The following is a 14,919-nucleotide window of genomic DNA, read 5'->3' on the forward strand; positions in this document are numbered from 1 at the left end:
GCTATTCGTAAGGGCCGTGGCTGGCATCGATCGGCAGCAACAGCGTGTCGAAAATCAGCGAGAACGGCAGATCGAGCACGGTCAGGTAACGCCATGCGGAATCACGAAGATCCCATTTCACGCCCGGGTAATACTGATTTCCGTGACCTTGCCCTGGAATGGTGCGACTGATGATACTGCCGCAGCCGCTGAGCAGGCATGCCACCATAACGACGATGATTATTCTCATCTTTAACCTCTAAAAAAATACCGGCGATTAAGCCGGTATTTTATCTGGCGGGTGGCGCTTCGCTAACCCGCCTTACTTAACTGCTTACTTCGCCTTCAGAGCGAGCGGATTCAGCTTCACGTCCTTATAGTAGTTCACCCACGAAGAGTATTTCTCCGGAGCGGACCACACGCGGTAGTGAAGACGCGCCATTGTCACCGGGTCGCTCAACAGCACCAGACGACGGTCGCGGTTGAGTTTTTCCGGGGTCTCGTTAAGCGCCTGCTCAACGTGACGATCGCGGGCAATCTCCAGCACCTGGCTGGCGCGGTGACGCGCGGTAGCCATTGCCGTCGCCAGGGCGTTGAATGACGGGTTAAACACGGCGTGCATGAAGCCGTCATCCAGCGAGCGACTGCGGTTCTGTTCCAGGTAACGATCGGTATCCACCAGCACCTGCGGCGGGGAATACTCTTCCGGGATCAGGAACAGCTTCCAGCGTTTGGTTCGCAACCCCACCGTTGAACGGCTGGAAATCACGGACACAAACGGCGACAGGATCAGCGAGAATACAATCGGCGCCAGCCAGAACAGGAAGCGCAGATCCAGCCACGCCATCCCGGCAGCCCACACCAGACCCAGCAGAAGCTGAGAACCGTGGCGCATAAAGGCTTCACCCCACGGCGTGGAGTCGTCGTCACGCTGCGGTGAGTTCCAGACCACTTCCCAGCCCAGGAACGCACTGACCACAAACACGGTGTGGAACAGCATACGTACCGGCGCCAACAGGACGGAGAACAGCACTTCCAGCAGCAGCGAAAGGGTCACGCGGAAGAAACCGCCGTACTCTTTCGAGCCTTTGCACCAGATCAGGATGATGCTGAGCAGCTTAGGCAGGAACAGCAGCACCATGGTGGAGGCAAACAGCGCAATCGCCAGCTCCGGACGCCACTGCGGCCACACCGGGAACAGCTGCCGCGGTTGCAGGAAGTATTGCGGCTCCGTCAGGGCATGGACAACCTGCAGCGCAGTGGAGAGCGCGAGGAACATAAACCACAGCGGTGCAGAGAGATAGGACATCACGCCCGTCAGGAACACCGCGCGGTGAACCGGGTGCATCCCTTTTACCAGGAACAGGCGGAAGTTCATCAGGTTACCGTGACACCAGCGGCGGTCACGCTTAAGCTCGTCCAGCAGGTTCGGCGGCAGCTCTTCGTAGGATCCCGGCAGGTCGTAGGCAATCCAGACGCCCCAGCCAGCGCGACGCATCAGCGCCGCTTCTACGAAGTCATGCGACAGAATAGAGCCGGCAAACGAACCCTCACCCGGCAGCGGCGCCAGCGCACAGTGTTCAATGAACGGCTTCACGCGGATAATGGCGTTGTGGCCCCAGTAGTGCGACTCACCCAGCTGCCAGAAGTGCAGACCGGCCGTAAACAGCGGCCCGTAAACACGGGTGGCGAACTGCTGGCAGCGCGCATAAAGGGTGTCCATTCCGGACGCTTTTGGCGAGGACTGAATGATACCGGCGTTAGGGTTGGCTTCCATCAGACGCACCAGACCGCTCAGGCAGTCTCCGCTCATGACGGAGTCAGCATCCAGCACTACCATGTAGCTGTACTGGTTACCCCAGCGACGGCAGAAGTCATCGATGTTGCCGCTTTTACGCTTCACGCGACGGCGGCGGCGACGGTAAAAGATCTGGCCTTCGCCCTGCACTTCTGCAATCAGCTCCATCCACGCTTTTTGTTCCGCAACGCAGATATCCGGGTTGTAGCTGTCGCTCAGGATGTAAACGTCGAAATGCTCCGCGTTGCCGGTCGCCTTCACGGACTCCCAGGTCGCACGCAGGCCCGCAAATACGCGGTCAACGTCTTCGTTACAGATAGGCATAATCAGCGCGGTACGGTGCTCGGGATTAAGGGGTTCATCCCCGACCGTTGACGCTGAAATGCTGTATTTGTCACGCCCCATCAGCAATTGGAGGAAGCCCATCAGCGCGGTCCAGAAACCGGCCGAGACCCAGCAGAAGAGGACCGCGAACAGCAGGAGAATGCCGCTCTGCAGGATATACGGCAGCAGCTGCATGAAGGAGACCCAGAGATCCTGGCCCATCATGTCCGTCGGGTTGATAAACGCCCAGCCCTGGTAAGGCAGGATAGTTTTCATGTACCAGGTCGCGACGACCGTCTGCGCCAGCGTCAGAAGCAGCAGGATATAGCGACGGATTGTCCCGACGGTACGCCATTTCTGTTCGGACGCCTGCTCTTCTTTCGTCAGACGCGACAGATAGCGCGGCGTCACATCACGCCCGCGCAGGCGATCCCAGAAGCGACCCACCGGGTTGGTGCGCCATGGATCGGGGAACATAGAGGAACGCGTAGCCTTCGGCATCGCCTGAAGCTGATCGCGTCCTTCATCGTCTTTAATCAACTGCCCTTCCGCCAGCGAGTCCGGCCAGGCCTGCTCCAGACGCGCCTTGACTGACCCGAGCGGCGTATCATCATCACGGGAAAACGTATGATGTTCACCATCCAGCGCGGTGTGAACCGCGCTGATGTCGCTCTTTGGCAGTGCCGCTTTTTCGATATCCGTCAGCGGCATGGCATCAATATATTCAGATGTATTATTCATTGGCAGGTAGCTGATAGCTCCAGGTTTCACTCAGCGGCTGATCGTTACTGACCAGCGCAGCTCGCATTTCAGTGGTCTGTTTCGGATCTTTCACTTTCACGCGCAGGGTCAGACGCCAGCCTTTGGTTACCGGGTTGTAACGCACGGTATTCTCAACGATCTCACCGTTATCACCGATGCTGGCCTGAGCGGCAACGGCGGTGTCCGGCGACAGTTTCTTCATATCCTGGCCTGTGAAGTCCACGACAAACGCCACGGTACCGTCAGGCTGACGGATAAGATTAGACTGCTTCACATCACCCGTTGAGCGGCGAGTCTGCATTACATACGCGTTATCCGGCGCATGCAGCTTATCTTCGTCGCGGCTGAAGGTAATGGTGTACTTGAAGTTCATCTCTTTACCGGCTTCCGGCAGCTGATCCGGCGTCCAGTAAGCGACGATGTTATCGTTGGTTTCGTCGTTGGTTGGAATTTCTACCAGCTCGACCTTGCCTTTACCCCAGTCACCGTTTGGCGTGACCCAGGCGCTTGGACGCTGGTCATAGCGATCGTCCAAATCTTCAAAGCGGGAGAACTGACGACCACGCTGCAGCAGGCCAAAACCTTGCGGGTTTTCCATTGCGAAGCTGCTAACCGCCAGATGTTTCGGGTTATTCAGCGGACGCCAGATCCACTCACCGTTGCCGGCATGAATAGACAGACCGTTGGAGTCATGCAGTTCCGGACGGAAGTTGGTAGCCGGTGACGGCTGGTTGGGCCCGAACAGGAACATACTGGTCAGTGGCGCAACGCCCAGTTTGCCCACTTTATCACGCAGGTAAACCTTGGACTGCACGTCAACTACCGTGTCACGACCCGGCATAATTACAAAGCGATAGGCACCGGTTGCACGCGGGGAATCCAGCAGCGCATAAATGGTCAGACGCTTATCCGTTGGCTTTGGACGTTCAATCCAGAACTCACGGAAACGCGGGAACTCTTCACCTGATGGCAGCGCGGTATCAATAGCCAGACCACGCGCAGAAAGCCCGTAAACCTGCCCCGCGCCGATAACGCGGAAATAGCTGGCTCCAAGCATGCTGACGATTTCGTCGTTTTTATCTTTGCTGTTGATCGGGTAAAGCACCTTAAAGCCTGCGAAGCCCAGGTCTTTCACCGTATCTTTGTCGTGTTGCACATTGCCAAAATTGAAGTAATCCGGGCTGTACTTGATCTTACGTACCGCGGTTGCCGTCACTTCATTGATGGCAACAGGCGTGTCGAAGTACATACCCTGATGATAAAATTCAAGCTTGAACGGGGTTTTAATATTGCTCCAGTACGCTTTGTCGTGATTGAACTGGATCTGCTGATAGTCCGCATACTTCATGTCGCGGAAAACGGAGGGCAAGTTACTTTTCGGCGCTTCGTAGCTCTTGCCTGCCATCGATTTTGCCTGTTTTGCGACATCGTCGATGTTAAAGGCCAGTGCCGATGAGGTATACAGTGATAACACCACTGCAGCACCCAACCAACGCATTTTCATCATCTGTGGTTTATGTTTCATAATAAGTAAGCACTTCCCCCTTTGTGTGCTTATATCGATCCGATCCATTTTAATGGAAACTCAGGCAATCCGACAACATTATCACTGCTTTGTTCAGCTGCTGGCTCATGGAATAAGCAAATGAAAGAACCCGCTATTCACTTTGCGTGCTTATCCTGGAGACAGGGTGTCGGTCTTGGTGTAGGGTTGGCTTCGAATGTAACCATTATGAGTCTTAGGGATAAGACGAAAAGTCTGAGAATGCACAACGTTATATGAGCACAACACCAACAGAACGTGAATATTTCCTCGACTCGATCAGGGCCTGGCTGATGCTACTGGGGATCCCCTTTCACATTTCGCTGATTTACTCAAGCCACACCTGGCATGTGAATAGCCAGATGCCCTCCTGGTGGCTGACGCTGTTTAATGACTTTATTCACGCCTTCCGTATGCAGGTGTTCTTCGTCATATCCGGCTATTTCTCTTACATGCTATTTCTGCGATACCCGCTCAAGCGCTGGTGGAAAGTGCGCGTAGAGCGCGTGGGGATCCCCATGCTGACCGCAATTCCGCTGCTGACGCTGCCTCAGTTCATTATGTTGCAATACGTCAAAGGCAAAGCGGAGAACTGGCCAAACCTTACGCTGTATGAAAAGTACAATACGCTGGTCTGGGAGCTGGTGTCTCACCTGTGGTTCCTGCTGGTGCTGGTGGTACTCACAACGGTGAGCCTGTTGATTTTCAGCCGCCTGCGCCACCGTCTGAGTACAAAAGCCGACACCTTCTTCGCCAACGTTACGATGGGCAAACTGTCTGTGCTCTTCTTGCTGTTGGGGATTGCCTATGCCGCCGTGCGACGGACGCTGCTTATCGTCTATCCGCCGATTTTGAGCGACGGGTTATTTAATTTTGTGGTGATGCAGTCCCTGTTCTACATTCCGTTCTTTTTAATCGGCGCGCTGGCCTTTATTCATCCGAAGCTTAAATCGCTGTTTGTCACCCCGTCACCGTGGTGCGCGCTGGGGGCAAGCCTCGCGTTCGCGGCCTATCTGCTGAATCAGCGCTACGGCAGCGGCGACGCATGGATGTATGAAACGGAAAGCGTGATCACTATGCTGCTGGGGCTGTGGATGGTGAACGTCGTATTCGCGCTGGGCCACCGCTTGCTGAACTTTAAGTCCAGCCGCGTGACCTACTTCGTTAATGCGTCACTGTTTATTTATCTGGTGCATCACCCGTTGACGCTTTTCTTCGGGGCTTACATCACACCGCACATCGCCTCCAACACGCTGGGCTTCTTTACCGGGCTGGTGTTTGTTGTAGGGGTGGCAATCGTACTCTACGAAATCCATCTGCGGATCCCGCTCCTGCGCTTCCTCTTTTCAGGAAAACCACAGGCAAAAGCCTCATAAATCACGCGGCGCATCAGATGCGCCGCGTTTGCATCAGCTCTCCAGCTCTTGTCTGCGCTGAGTCAGAAGCCGCTGATAAAGATGCGTGGTGTCGTCGTCGAAACAGACAAAAATCACCTTCTCTGGCAGCGGTTTTAGCGACAAATAGCGGTAAACGGTTTCTACGGCGATCGTTGCGGCAGCGGCCTTAGGGTAACCATACACGCCGGTGCAGATGGCCGGAAACGCCATCGTTTTATAACCGTTGTCGGCGGCCAGTCGCAGACAGTTCCGGTAAGCCTCTTCCAGAATACTCGCTTCGTGCTGATCACCGCCATGCCAGACCGGCCCTACCGCGTGAATTACCGCTCTCGCAGGCAGATTGCCCGCCAGCGTGATCACCGCGTGACCGGGAGGACATTCGCCCTGCTGTTGCCGCACGGTTTTACAGGCTTCCAGCAGCTGCGGTCCGGCAGCCCGGTGGATAGCCCCGTCCACGCCGCCTCCCCCCATCAGGGAGGGATTGGCCGCATTGACGATAACGTCGACGTGCACTGTCGTAATATCGCCATGAATAATTTCAATTTGCGGTTTCATAAAGCCCCTCTGCAACCCGCCATTTTCTTAAGTGTATCGCAGAGGAGACCGGGAGAAAAAACTATCAGAAAAAATCCTCATCCACCGCAGGGCGGGAGAGCGCGCATTAGCGATACTGGATTTCAACAACCGCGAGCGTTTTTTCAGGATTAAGGTATTTCATATTGAGCGTTGCCACGTTTGAGTCGCTCACTTTCCCGCTAAGCGCCTCTTCATAGCTGACCATACGCGTTTGCATACGGTTATTATCTGGACATGACATGGCAAACTGTTGCTTCTGGGGAGTGACTTCACAGGGGTCGGCGACAATGGCACCGCGAAAATGAATGACACCGCCGTCAACAACCGTGGCCGAATAAGCCGGGATACTCAAAGCAGAAACGACCAGACCCAGACCTGCCATGAGTCGAGCAAAATAGTTGTTCATTATAGGTACTCCTCAATGAAAATCGTCCATGAGGGGTAAACGCGCTTCATTTATTATTGCAAACGAAGTTTCACGTTACGGAACATAACGACCTGGTCCCTGATATCAGCATAGCTCAACGGCACAGACCCGCCACATTCCCAACCTATTGATTTCATGAACGTTTAGAGCGAGCGTTCCGCTGGCGACCACTGTTGTGATAAATGCAGCGATTTACCGTCTGAAACGGTGACAACGATTTTTACCGTGTCTCCCGCATTAATATTTAAACTCAGGCGCATTAAATCAATCGTCTGATTAGCGGGTATAAAAAGTGTGTTTTGCTGCCGGGAAGAACTTTGTCCCCCCTGCCCTTCTCGCACAGAAACAATCTGAACCTGACAATCACACGACTGCGCCAGAGTGACCTGAGGAACAATGGTGGTCATATTTTCCTGCTGTGACGTTTTGAAGGTTATCTGGCTGGAAAGCGCGGCAAGTAGAATTAAGGTATTCATGATGAACTCCCGAAAAAAAACAGGGCTGATGCCCTGTTTTTTTGTAGCACAGATTTCAGTATCAGTACTGATGAGCTGACGCGTGGTTACCAAAACCGATCTGGGTAACGTTAACAGTCGAGTTGGACGCAGTCTGGTCTACGAGTGCACCGTTAAAGCCGCCGGACTGGCTAACGTTCATAACGGATTTTTTACTGTTCCACTGATCAAGTGTCGCACTGTTGCCAAAACCTTTCTGGGTCAGGTTGATTTTACTGTCATCAGAACCCTGACCAACGTCAGCACCGTTAAAGCCGCCGGTCTGGCTAATATTCAGGACGGAATTTCTGGCGTCTGTCTGCAGGGCAACCGCGGAGTTACCGCCACCGTTCTGATAAATATTCAGGGTTGAATTTGGGCCACTATATCCACCATGACCATGTCCATGACCCCATCCGCCCTGATTAATAGAACCCGCCATAGCACTACCAGAAACTACGATTGCTGCAAGTGCTGCCACTTTGATAAATTTCATGGTAAACCCCCATCGGATTGATTAAAGTCGTCGCGAACGCGCTAATGTTGAATAACGTTAATCGCCATTTGCGACTGTTTCTGCACTACAACTGCGGTTTTCTGCGTACCGTACTGCGTAATATTTGCTCTATTACCCGACCCTTTCTGGATAATTTTCGCGCTATTACCGTATCCATCTTGCGTAATACCTGCATCATTCCCGTTACCGCTCTGATCGATCCAGGCTAAATTGTAACTCCCTGATTGATCAACTCTCGCTCTGTTACCCGCCCCATCCTGAGATACAATGGATAAGAGTCTTGAACCGTCCTGGCTAACCTCAGCGTTATTGAAAACGCCCCGTTGACCAATAATGGCTGCCTGATTGAGTGATGAAAGACTTAATTCGTTAACCGCAAAGTTATATTCAGCATTTGCCAAATCTGAATTCGCTGCGGTTACAAATCCAGGCGCACCCAGTAATGTAAACATCATAATTAACGATGTGTTTTTCATGTTGTCACCCTGGACCTGGCTATTTAATCACGCCATAACCCTATAACAATGCTACTTGTTAAAACGACTCGTATTGTGTTAACGCGTCGTTACGGTGAAGAGTATGTCCGCTGAAACATTTTAAATATCTCACCCGCGCGGCTTATTTTTATTTATCGGCTCACCACAAAGTCGTAATTTACATCAAAAATCACTTTAATCAGGTCAGCTTATATTTTTTATTAAGCAGGTCTTGCGATCGGGTTGTACAACGGGATGAAGGCTGTCCAGGCGTCATCCCGCGTTGTTTAAACGTAACGGCTGGAGATCATTTTTCTCAGTGCGTGACACGACGCCTGTTTTCTTAAGCCAGGCAGTAGCCCATTCATGGGCTTAGAAATAATCTGAAACTCATACTTAATCACTGCTGCGTAAAAATAACAAATAACCTCAAAAATCAATCATATAAAAATATTTGTATGATTTTTAAAATCTGTGCACATCTATTTATATGTACAACTTTTTCATCAATTATTACCATTAACAACAAGCAGTTTTCACAAATTAATATTGATTTTTACATTCTGTTACACGTTTAACACTTGCTTTAAACTTCGTAAAAGCTAGATTGAAATTAGATGTACGAAATTGGTTTTATATTTACCTCCCTGTGGAGGTTATGGTCTGATTCTACACACAGCAGTGCAACATCTGTCAGTACTTCTGGTGTCCTCTAATAAACAGGAGGACAGCTGCCAGGTGCCAAAAAAAAGTGGGGTTTCATCATGTATAATGAAGTCCATAGTTTACATGGTCATACATTACTGTTGATCACAAAACCTTCTTTGCAAGCGACAGCGTTATTACAACATTTAAAGCAATCTTTATCACTGAACGGGAAATTGCATAATATTCAACGTTCTTTTGATGATATTGCACCTGGCAGCATCATTCTTTTCGATATGATGGAAGCTGATAAAAAGCTTATCCATTACTGGCAAGATATTTTAAGCAGGAAAAACAATAATATCCGCGTGCTATTGTTGAATACGCCTGATGAATATCCTTTCAGAGATATTGAAAGCTGGCCGCATATCAATGGCGTGTTCTACGTCACGGAAGAAGAAGACCGGGTGGTAGAGGGGCTGCAAGGTATATTACGCGGAGAGTGTTATTTTTCGCAAAAGCTTGCCAGCTATCTCATCACGCACTCTGGAAATTATCGCTATAACAGTTCAGAGTCCGCGCTGCTCACGCACCGTGAGAAAGAGATCCTGAACAAGTTACGCATTGGTGCTTCAAATATTGAAATCGCCCGTTCGTTATTTATCAGCGAAAATACGGTAAAGACGCACCTTTATAATCTTTTCAAGAAGATAGCTGTTAAAAACCGAACTCAGGCTGTTTCGTGGGCAAACGATAACCTCAGGCGTTAATCACATGAAGCGCACGTTGAGTTGGATCGCCGCAGCGAGTTTCCTGCTCGCTGCCGGGAATCTGAAGGCCGTCGAGGTCGAAGTTCCCGGATTGTTAACAGACCACACTGTCTCATCGGTCGGGCACAGTTTTTACCGTGCCTTCAGTGACAAATGGGACAGTACCTACACCGGAAATATAACAATCAACGAGCGGCCCAGTGCACGATGGGGAAGTTGGATAACAATAACGGCTAATCAGTACGTTATTTATCAAACGTTTTTATTCCCGACCAAAATAGACTTCGATAAAAACGTAGCCTTAGCACTGGCACAATCAGAAGACGCTATTAATCGCCTGCAAATAGATAAAGCCCTATTAAGCACCAGCGATTTAGCAAAAGACGAGTTCTAGCGAACCGATATGCGGAGGCTGTCATGCGTATTGCATATGCAGTTGTTTCGATAATGCTGATAACACCCATAAGCTGGGCCGGAAACATGACGTTTCAGTTCCGTAACCCTAACTTTGGCGGTAACCCTAATAACGGCGCGTTCCTGCTGAACGAAGCCCAGGCGCAAAACTCCTATAAGGATCCCAGCTTAAAGGATTTTAGCGTTGATACCCCGTCCGCACTGGACAACTTCACTCAAGCTATTCAGTCGCAGATTTTAGGGGGGTTACTGACCAACATTAATACCGGTAAACCCGGCCGCATGGTGACCAACGACTTTATCGTTGATATCGCCAATACTGACGGACAGCTTCAGTTGAACGTGACCGATCGTAAAACCGGAAGAATCTCCACCATTCAGGTTTCCGGTCTACAAAGTAATTCAACTGACTTTTAAACAATAGCTAAATAAGGACAACGATCATGCAGCGCTTCCTGATATTTGTTGCAGTGTGCTTATTGAGCGGTTGTTTAACTGCTCCACCTAAAGAAGCTGCAAAACCGACATTAATGCCTCGGGCCCAGAGTTATCGTGATTTAACGCATTTACCTTCACCTACGGGGAAAATATTTGTCTCCGTATACAACATTCAGGATGAAACCGGGCAATTCAAACCTTACCCGGCAAGTAACTTCTCCACGGCTGTGCCGCAAAGCGCCACCGCCATGCTGGTTACCGCGCTCAAGGATTCGCACTGGTTTATTCCGCTGGAACGTCAGGGGCTCCAGAACCTGTTGAATGAACGCAAAATCATTCGTGCCGCTCAGGAAAATGGCACCGTCGCGGACAATAACCGCATGCCTCTGCAATCTCTGGCGGCAGCGAACGTGATGATCGAAGGATCGATTATTGGCTACGAAAGTAACGTTAAGTCGGGTGGTGCAGGAGCTCGTTACTTCGGTATCGGTGCGGATACCCAGTACCAGCTTGACCAAATCGCCGTCAACCTGCGTGTGGTTAACGTCAGTACAGGCGAAGTGCTCTCTTCGGTGAACACCAGCAAAACCATTCTGTCTTATGAAGTGCAGGCTGGGGTATTCCGCTTCATCGATTACCAGCGTTTGCTGGAAGGTGAAATTGGCTACACCTCTAACGAGCCGGTCATGATGTGCCTGATGTCAGCCATTGAAACCGGCGTGATCTTCTTAATCAACGACGGTATTGACCGCGGGCTGTGGGATCTGCAAAACAAAGCAGACGTGCAGAACCCGATCCTGGTGAAATACCGCGATATGTCAGTCCCTCCGGAATCCTGACAGGAAGCGCATAAAAAAGGCGAGATGATTATCTCGCCTTTTTTTATTCGCTCACCGCAGTGATGTTTTGCGCTTTTCCCCGTCGCGACGCCAGCCAAAGACCGCTGTTTTTCATGGCATAGCCAAACAGCAACCCCAGCGCCAGGGAGGGAACCACCAGCTTCCAGTCACCCTGCCCTGCAAAGGTCGCGCACGCCCCCATAAAGGTCCCCGGCACAAATGAAAGCAGCAGATGCTTAGCCTGGATGCACATTAAAAAGGCAACGACACCCGTCATGACGTACCCCAGCATCTCCAGATGTGGCGCCAGCGCGCTGCCCTTCATGATCACCAGCGCCCAGATAACACCGCTCATCAGCGTGCAGCCAGAGATAAAGAGCCCTTTGACGCCCCCCTGCGGACAGGCGAAATAGGCGGTGCAGCCGAGGAACCCGGCCCAGCTGAGCAATCCGAGAGACACGGCTACCCATCCCCAGAGCCCGGAGAGAATACCTGTCGTTATTGCGATACAAAGTAATATATTCATGGCGCGCATCTTAGCAGATGCGCACTATAGAAATGAGATCAGAAGCACATTACGTGCAAGTTGAAATGTTGAGTTGCAGAATTTATGTGATCTAAATCACCCTTCGTTCTCTTCTTCCAGCTCATCCCACATTGCCGCAATAGCGTCGCGGGTCAGCGGGGCCAGCGTTCTCCAGAACGGCGAGGTGGCATGCGCTTCGACTTTACCCAGGAATGTCCCGACCCACGGCAGCAGGTACGTTTCGAACAGGGTTTCGATGGCTTCATTCTCATCATCACCGGCGTTGTCTTCGATCCAGGATGCCGCCAGCAGCAGCGTACCGATATGATCGGCTGGCGTATCGCTCAGCGGCATACCGCGCGTGGAGAGGAACGCGCGGACTTCCGCTTCCGTTGCCCCGTCCTGCCAGGCTGAACGGTATGGCGAAACGCGGCACTCATCGCCAACGAACAGCGCATTGTAGTCCGTCGCAATCTGCTGCATGTCGCAGCTTTTTTGCAGACGTTCCAGTAAATCATCCTGTTCCAGCGGCCAGTTCTGCGCCAGTTTGCCTTCACGAATTAACGTAAAGAGCGGAACCAACAGCGGGTCTTGCGGCTGGCGATAATAGAGCGTACCCAGCACGCGGCAGAGGATGGAAAACTCGTTCATTTTTATGATTCCATTACACAATTAAAGATCGGCAAATTCGGCTATCGGTTCCATTCCGCGCGACTCTAGGAAATCGAGCATGCGGCGTGGGGTCACGTTCAGGATTTGCGCTTCCGGGAAGTTAACATCATTCAGCACTTTCAGGCACTCGCTGAAATCGCCCAGCGTAAACGCGGTATGAGAATCTGAGCCCAGCGCCACCATGCCACCTGCGTCACGCACGGCGGCAGCCACTTCGCGGCAGTTGGCTTCACTGCCCTTACGCGAGTGCACAAAAGAGGAGTTATTAATCTCCAGCGCCACGCGGTGCTTCGCTGCCGCCTGCGCGACAGCCTGAATATCAATCGGATACCTCGGGTTACCGGGGTGGCTGATAATGTGCACATTGCCGCTGGCAATGGTGGCAATCATCGCCGCGGTGTTGGTGTCTTTATCCTGAGGCGGGAAAACCGGCTCATGAAAACCGGCGAGGATAAGGTCAAGAGACGTCAGCATCGGGCCGGTGCAGTCGATCTCACCGTCGGTATTTTTGATGTTCGCCTCAATGCCGCGCAGTATCCCAATGCCGTCCACCAGACGTGGCCAGATCCGCATATTCACAAAATGCCAGTAGTGCGGCGCATCCGCCATGTCCGGGCCATGATCGGTGATCGCGAACAGCTTGATGCCTTTAAGCTTCGCCTGGGCGATATAATCATGGAGGTTGCTATACGCGTGGGTGCTGGCGACGGTGTGCATATGCAGGTCAACGGGATACATCTCTCTCTCCTCTGCGGTTTTTCCAAAGGATAGCAGTTATCAGCGGTGAATATTAGCAAAAACCCGGCGAACGCCGGGTTTCTCTCAGTAGCCGCGCTGTCTGTCGACCTGACCGGTGACCGCGTTACCCTTTTCCATTTCGCTGATGGTATGGGATATATACGCCACCGCTTCTGCCGGACGCGTCACGGCAGCCACGTGCGGGGTCATCGCCACGCGCGGGTGCGCCCACAGCGGGCTTTCCGAAGGCAGCGGCTCACGGCTATAGACATCCAGCATGGCGCCTTTTAGCTTTCCGCTGTCCAGCGCCTTCAGCAGATCGCCTTCCACGACATGTACCCCGCGCGCCAGGTTCATCAGGTAGCTCTGGTCGACGAGCTGATTGAGCAGGGCTTCATTGATGATCCCTACCGTTTCCGCCGTGTTTGGCAGCAGGTTAATAAGCACGCGTGTCCCTTTCAGGAATGCAGGAAGCTCATCCGTTCCGGCAAAACTCTCAACGCCCGGATAATCCTTGCGGCTGCGGCTCCAGCAGCGTAGCGGGAATCCCCACGGGGCAAGCGCTTCGGCCACTTTTGAGCCCAGCACGCCCGCACCGAGTATGCCGATCGTAAAGTCTTCGCGACGGTACTCCGGCAGCGGCTCCCAGTGGGCTCGCTGTTTAAAGGCCTGATAGTCATCGAAGCGGCGGAACCAGTGCAGTACCTGGCTCACGGCATATTCCTGCATTTGCTGGCCCATTCCGGTATCTTCCAGGCGGAAAAGGGGGATATCTTCCGGCAGCATTTCAGGGTGTGCCTTCAGTTTGCTCAGAATGGAATCCACGCCGGCTCCCAGGGCAAAAACGGCCTTCAGCTTGCGGCCCTGGAGCATTTCTACCGGAGGATGCCAGACCAACGCATAGTCAGCATGTTCATTATCGCCACGCTTCCACTCGCGAACGCGTGCGCCGGGTAACGCCGCCGAAAGCGCCTTGATCCAGTATGCCGTATCAAAAGTGGGGTGATAGAAAAGTATATCCATAGTCATTCCTGCCTTTTATTGCGCTGATTTATTTTGCTTTTTCACTGGACGGTCAGCATAACAAATTTATAGCGCGACTGTGTTGCTGATAAAAAATACGCTTTCAGCACATTTAAGAATCATGTTGCCTGAAGTTTGTCTAAACGCGCTAAATTACTGAAAAAGTGAGTTGACGGCAGTTCGGCTTTTCCTTACATTAGCGCCCGTCCCGGCAACAACGGGATGACAATATGGTGAGGTGTCCGAGTGGCTGAAGGAGCACGCCTGGAAAGTGTGTATACGGCAACGTATCGGGGGTTCGAATCCCCCCCTCACCGCCATATTTGAAGAAGAGCTCGCATGAAAATGCGGGCTTTTTTTTTCGCATATTGCATGCCTGCGGGGGGATGAGAATCCCCGACCGGGGTTCGACAACTGGCGACAGCCAGTTGGACAGACTGAGAGCGTAGCGAACAGGCTGCCCGCAGGGCGAGCGAAGCGAGTCAATCCCCCCCTCACCGCCATATTTGAAGAAGAGCTCGCATGAAAATGCGGGCTTTTTTTTTCGCATATTGCATGCCT

17 protein-coding genes, 1 tRNA gene and 1 other RNA gene are annotated in these 14,919 nt (G+C 52.1%); 7 read left to right on the forward strand and 12 right to left on the reverse strand.

The window, feature by feature from the left end:
• Nucleotide 1 precedes the first annotated feature (1 nt).
• From AC27FC_RS07400 to mdoG, 3 genes are all read right to left on the reverse strand, one after another.
• The gene (locus tag AC27FC_RS07400) at nucleotides 2-229 is read right to left on the reverse strand and encodes a YceK/YidQ family lipoprotein (RefSeq protein ID WP_033145189.1); all 228 of its coding nucleotides are present in this window, start codon (nucleotides 227-229) and stop codon (nucleotides 2-4) included.
• A gap of 84 nt (nucleotides 230-313) precedes the next feature.
• Nucleotides 314-2,842, reverse strand: a complete 2,529-nt coding sequence (gene mdoH, locus AC27FC_RS07405) for a glucans biosynthesis glucosyltransferase MdoH (protein ID WP_232959938.1) — start codon at nucleotides 2,840-2,842, stop codon at nucleotides 314-316.
• Nucleotides 2,835-4,388, reverse strand: coding sequence for a glucans biosynthesis protein MdoG (mdoG, locus tag AC27FC_RS07410; RefSeq protein WP_021240787.1), 1,554 nt, complete (start codon nucleotides 4,386-4,388; stop codon nucleotides 2,835-2,837). The genes mdoH and mdoG overlap by 8 nt, the downstream gene beginning before the upstream one ends.
• Before the next feature lie 254 nt (nucleotides 4,389-4,642).
• On the opposite strand from mdoG, the gene mdoC reads away from it, so the two are divergent.
• Nucleotides 4,643-5,782 (forward strand): glucans biosynthesis protein MdoC, encoded by a 1,140-nt coding sequence (mdoC, locus tag AC27FC_RS07415; RefSeq protein ID WP_039261736.1) that lies wholly within the window; start codon nucleotides 4,643-4,645, stop codon nucleotides 5,780-5,782.
• Nucleotides 5,783-5,815: 33 nt separating this feature from the next.
• On the opposite strand, the gene ymdB is transcribed toward mdoC, so the two are convergent.
• From ymdB to csgB, 5 genes are all read right to left on the reverse strand, one after another.
• Nucleotides 5,816-6,358 carry an O-acetyl-ADP-ribose deacetylase gene (gene ymdB, locus AC27FC_RS07420; RefSeq protein ID WP_196354606.1) on the reverse strand — a complete coding sequence of 181 codons (543 nt, stop codon included), beginning with the start codon at nucleotides 6,356-6,358 and terminating at the stop codon, nucleotides 5,816-5,818.
• Between the two features lie 106 nt (nucleotides 6,359-6,464).
• The gene (locus AC27FC_RS07425) at nucleotides 6,465-6,785 is read right to left on the reverse strand and encodes a type 1 fimbrial protein (protein ID WP_094934949.1); all 321 of its coding nucleotides are present in this window, start codon (nucleotides 6,783-6,785) and stop codon (nucleotides 6,465-6,467) included.
• Nucleotides 6,786-6,949: 164 nt separating this feature from the next.
• On the reverse strand, nucleotides 6,950-7,282 hold the full coding sequence (csgC, locus tag AC27FC_RS07430) for a curli assembly chaperone CsgC (protein WP_033145185.1): 333 nt from the start codon (nucleotides 7,280-7,282) through the stop codon (nucleotides 6,950-6,952).
• Nucleotides 7,283-7,343: 61 nt separating this feature from the next.
• Nucleotides 7,344-7,796 carry a curli major subunit CsgA gene (csgA, locus tag AC27FC_RS07435; RefSeq protein WP_039261729.1) on the reverse strand — a complete coding sequence of 151 codons (453 nt, stop codon included), beginning with the start codon at nucleotides 7,794-7,796 and terminating at the stop codon, nucleotides 7,344-7,346.
• A 41-nt stretch (nucleotides 7,797-7,837) separates the two neighbouring features.
• Nucleotides 7,838-8,293, reverse strand: coding sequence for a curli minor subunit CsgB (gene csgB, locus AC27FC_RS07440; RefSeq protein WP_033145183.1), 456 nt, complete (start codon nucleotides 8,291-8,293; stop codon nucleotides 7,838-7,840).
• A gap of 764 nt (nucleotides 8,294-9,057) precedes the next feature.
• Here csgB and csgD point away from each other — a divergent pair.
• The 4 genes from csgD to csgG are packed head-to-tail and all read left to right on the forward strand — an operon-like array spanning nucleotide 9,058 to nucleotide 11,399.
• The gene (gene csgD / locus AC27FC_RS07445) at nucleotides 9,058-9,708 is read left to right on the forward strand and encodes a biofilm master transcriptional regulator CsgD (RefSeq protein WP_021240790.1); all 651 of its coding nucleotides are present in this window, start codon (nucleotides 9,058-9,060) and stop codon (nucleotides 9,706-9,708) included.
• A 4-nt stretch (nucleotides 9,709-9,712) separates the two neighbouring features.
• On the forward strand, nucleotides 9,713-10,102 hold the full coding sequence (csgE, locus tag AC27FC_RS07450; protein WP_033145182.1) for a curli production assembly/transport protein CsgE: 390 nt from the start codon (nucleotides 9,713-9,715) through the stop codon (nucleotides 10,100-10,102).
• Between the two features lie 23 nt (nucleotides 10,103-10,125).
• Complete coding sequence (gene csgF, locus AC27FC_RS07455) at nucleotides 10,126-10,539, forward strand: curli production assembly/transport protein CsgF (RefSeq protein ID WP_008500846.1); 414 nt, start codon at nucleotides 10,126-10,128, stop codon at nucleotides 10,537-10,539.
• A gap of 26 nt (nucleotides 10,540-10,565) precedes the next feature.
• Nucleotides 10,566-11,399: a curli production assembly/transport protein CsgG gene (gene csgG / locus AC27FC_RS07460; RefSeq protein WP_025755858.1), complete on the forward strand. Its 834-nt coding sequence runs from the start codon at nucleotides 10,566-10,568 to the stop codon at nucleotides 11,397-11,399.
• A gap of 43 nt (nucleotides 11,400-11,442) precedes the next feature.
• On the opposite strand, the gene AC27FC_RS07465 is transcribed toward csgG, so the two are convergent.
• From AC27FC_RS07465 to ghrA, 4 genes are all read right to left on the reverse strand, one after another.
• Entirely contained in the window at nucleotides 11,443-11,925 is a 483-nt protein-coding gene (locus tag AC27FC_RS07465; protein WP_075203910.1) for a DUF1097 domain-containing protein, read from the reverse strand.
• A 96-nt stretch (nucleotides 11,926-12,021) separates the two neighbouring features.
• On the reverse strand, nucleotides 12,022-12,576 hold the full coding sequence (locus AC27FC_RS07470; protein ID WP_094934948.1) for a TorD/DmsD family molecular chaperone: 555 nt from the start codon (nucleotides 12,574-12,576) through the stop codon (nucleotides 12,022-12,024).
• A 21-nt stretch (nucleotides 12,577-12,597) separates the two neighbouring features.
• Nucleotides 12,598-13,335: a phosphatase gene (locus AC27FC_RS07475; RefSeq protein WP_033145179.1), complete on the reverse strand. Its 738-nt coding sequence runs from the start codon at nucleotides 13,333-13,335 to the stop codon at nucleotides 12,598-12,600.
• An 84-nt stretch (nucleotides 13,336-13,419) separates the two neighbouring features.
• Entirely contained in the window at nucleotides 13,420-14,358 is a 939-nt protein-coding gene (gene ghrA, locus AC27FC_RS07480) for a glyoxylate/hydroxypyruvate reductase GhrA (protein WP_094934947.1), read from the reverse strand.
• A 232-nt stretch (nucleotides 14,359-14,590) separates the two neighbouring features.
• Here ghrA and AC27FC_RS07485 point away from each other — a divergent pair.
• Nucleotides 14,591-14,678, forward strand: a tRNA-Ser gene (locus AC27FC_RS07485).
• A 45-nt stretch (nucleotides 14,679-14,723) separates the two neighbouring features.
• A non-coding RNA gene (locus tag AC27FC_RS07490) (RtT sRNA) lies at nucleotides 14,724-14,861 on the forward strand.
• The last annotated feature ends 58 nt before the right edge of the window (nucleotides 14,862-14,919 follow it).

It is taken from the genome of Enterobacter sp. C3_dUdeg (assembly GCF_057536195.1).

What these genes read in the sequence shown, in the direction of transcription:
- AC27FC_RS07400 (WP_033145189.1), bottom strand. Translation starts at nt 229, where the DNA reads ATGAGAATAATCATCGTCGTTATGGTGGCATGCCTGCTCAGCGGCTGC.
- mdoH (WP_232959938.1), bottom strand. Translation starts at nt 2,842, where the DNA reads ATGAATAATACATCTGAATATATTGATGCCATGCCGCTGACGGATATC.
- mdoG (WP_021240787.1), bottom strand. Translation starts at nt 4,388, where the DNA reads ATGAAACATAAACCACAGATGATGAAAATGCGTTGGTTGGGTGCTGCA.
- mdoC (WP_039261736.1), top strand. Translation starts at nt 4,643, where the DNA reads ATGAGCACAACACCAACAGAACGTGAATATTTCCTCGACTCGATCAGG.
- ymdB (WP_196354606.1), bottom strand. Translation starts at nt 6,358, where the DNA reads ATGAAACCGCAAATTGAAATTATTCATGGCGATATTACGACAGTGCAC.
- AC27FC_RS07425 (WP_094934949.1), bottom strand. Translation starts at nt 6,785, where the DNA reads ATGAACAACTATTTTGCTCGACTCATGGCAGGTCTGGGTCTGGTCGTT.
- csgC (WP_033145185.1), bottom strand. Translation starts at nt 7,282, where the DNA reads ATGAATACCTTAATTCTACTTGCCGCGCTTTCCAGCCAGATAACCTTC.
- csgA (WP_039261729.1), bottom strand. Translation starts at nt 7,796, where the DNA reads ATGAAATTTATCAAAGTGGCAGCACTTGCAGCAATCGTAGTTTCTGGT.
- csgB (WP_033145183.1), bottom strand. Translation starts at nt 8,293, where the DNA reads ATGAAAAACACATCGTTAATTATGATGTTTACATTACTGGGTGCGCCT.
- csgD (WP_021240790.1), top strand. Translation starts at nt 9,058, where the DNA reads ATGTATAATGAAGTCCATAGTTTACATGGTCATACATTACTGTTGATC.
- csgE (WP_033145182.1), top strand. Translation starts at nt 9,713, where the DNA reads ATGAAGCGCACGTTGAGTTGGATCGCCGCAGCGAGTTTCCTGCTCGCT.
- csgF (WP_008500846.1), top strand. Translation starts at nt 10,126, where the DNA reads ATGCGTATTGCATATGCAGTTGTTTCGATAATGCTGATAACACCCATA.
- csgG (WP_025755858.1), top strand. Translation starts at nt 10,566, where the DNA reads ATGCAGCGCTTCCTGATATTTGTTGCAGTGTGCTTATTGAGCGGTTGT.
- AC27FC_RS07465 (WP_075203910.1), bottom strand. Translation starts at nt 11,925, where the DNA reads ATGAATATATTACTTTGTATCGCAATAACGACAGGTATTCTCTCCGGG.
- AC27FC_RS07470 (WP_094934948.1), bottom strand. Translation starts at nt 12,576, where the DNA reads ATGAACGAGTTTTCCATCCTCTGCCGCGTGCTGGGTACGCTCTATTAT.
- AC27FC_RS07475 (WP_033145179.1), bottom strand. Translation starts at nt 13,335, where the DNA reads ATGTATCCCGTTGACCTGCATATGCACACCGTCGCCAGCACCCACGCG.
- ghrA (WP_094934947.1), bottom strand. Translation starts at nt 14,358, where the DNA reads ATGGATATACTTTTCTATCACCCCACTTTTGATACGGCATACTGGATC.